The sequence below is a fragment of the Aetokthonos hydrillicola CCALA 1050 genome (assembly GCF_017591665.1).
GTDB lineage: Bacteria > Cyanobacteriota > Cyanobacteriia > Cyanobacteriales > Nostocaceae > Aetokthonos > Aetokthonos hydrillicola.
The window spans coordinates 4,565-5,972 of the sequence record NZ_JAAKGC010000188.1; the positions used below are offsets into that span (position 1 = coordinate 4,565).

Annotated in this window: 2 protein-coding genes and 2 pseudogenes; all 4 read right to left on the reverse strand. The window is 45.0% G+C overall.

Annotated elements, in window-relative coordinates; genetic code table 11:
- Positions 1-366 (reverse strand): annotated as a pseudogene (locus G4P69_RS35055) (ArsR family transcriptional regulator); the annotation flags it as partial.
- Complete coding sequence (locus G4P69_RS35060; RefSeq protein WP_208346440.1) at positions 363-1,130, reverse strand: BRO family protein; 768 nt, start codon at positions 1,128-1,130, stop codon at positions 363-365. The pseudogene G4P69_RS35055 and the gene G4P69_RS35060, both read right to left, overlap by 4 nt.
- Before the next feature lie 37 nt (positions 1,131-1,167).
- Positions 1,168-1,212 (reverse strand): annotated as a pseudogene (locus tag G4P69_RS40780) (hypothetical protein); the annotation flags it as partial.
- 1 nt (position 1,213) lies between these two features.
- Positions 1,214-1,408 (reverse strand): hypothetical protein (locus G4P69_RS35065; RefSeq protein ID WP_208346438.1); only part of this gene is annotated, 195 nt, incomplete at its 5' end.

The window sequence follows — 1,408 nt, forward strand, 5'->3', positions numbered from 1 at the left end:
TTCGGTCTGCCCATTTTGGGTGGTATCGATTTGTTCATCTATAAACAGAGCCTCGACTTCAGCAAAGTTGATAGTGTACCAGTTAGCGTGATAGCAAGTGTCGGCTGAAAGTTTCTCAATTTTAATTAAACCTTGATTTTTTAGAGAGGCGATCGCTCTTCTCGCCGTACTCACAGATAAAGATAATTCAGCGGCCCAAGCCTCATAGGTTTTGTAGAACCATTTGACCCCTTTTTCTATCTTGCCTCCTTTAATACCCATCCAGTAATAAGCTCGTTGGAGAATAAGAGCAGCACTACGACCCACTTTAGCGGCAAGAGAAGGAGAGTAGAACAAGTGATATTCATCAATCAAGAACTTGCTCATGACTCACCTCCCTCTGCCCAAAACCGTGCCAATATATCTTGTTTCGCCGCTTCTACACGTGCTTTCTCCTCGCTTGAAACCTCTCCAACTAGCTGCTCAACTTCAGAATGTTGCTGCTGTTTCACTTGTTCAACAGTTATTGATGGCAATGCCAGTGGTTCACTTGTACCTTGGTTAGATGGTCGGAACTTTCGTCTCTTGGCAAGGAACCTAAAATGTCGTTTGTCTTGTGGTGGTAGTTGCCTCCATACTTCAGCATCCCAACCGGGAGGGGCGTAGCTGTTATCAGGCGGTAGTAGGTTACTGATTTGGGATTGGAGGGTGGCGATCGCCTCATCTTGCCTTTGAACTTTTTCTAAGAGTTGAGTGACTAACTGTTGAATTTGCGAACCTACTTCCGCTTCACGAGTCTTCACAGCAAAATAATTTTGGGCTGCGGCGATTTCGGGTTTTCGCGGGTCCCCATTCATAGCCGTCAGATAGCAACCATGTCTTGACAACTTGTAATCTGCTTGCCTAGAACCGCCTTTCTGTGGACGTTTTACCACATTGCCAGCGTCGGCAAAGTGGTTTTCTGGCACGTAGCCTGAGTTCTGGCAAGCTAGCTTTGCTCGCTCAATTGTTTCTTCAAATCTTCGCCATTGGGTATATCCCAGTAGTGGCTGAAGCTGACGTGCCAACCAATACTCATTGCCATCAATATCAACTTGTCTAATTTGGTCAAATGGACTTTTTTCTGCTTGGAAATTTGTTAAAGTGGTCATGGTTTGCTCCCTTGAGTAAGCATCATAGATATCGACTTTATTGTTGGCGATCGCACCACCACGTGTGGTCGCCTTTAAATTTTTCAACCCTTCCATAAAGCCAACATCGGCTTGGACTTCGTTAACCTAAAAGTCAGCGTTGGACTCGGATAAGTCGACGTGAAGTAAGGCTCAACCTCGCCTTGTTTTTGCAATTCAGCAAGTGCTGCCCATAATTCTTGATAGTTGTGAGGTTTCAAGTTATCAAATAACTGATAGGGGAATTTATCGCCCCTGGT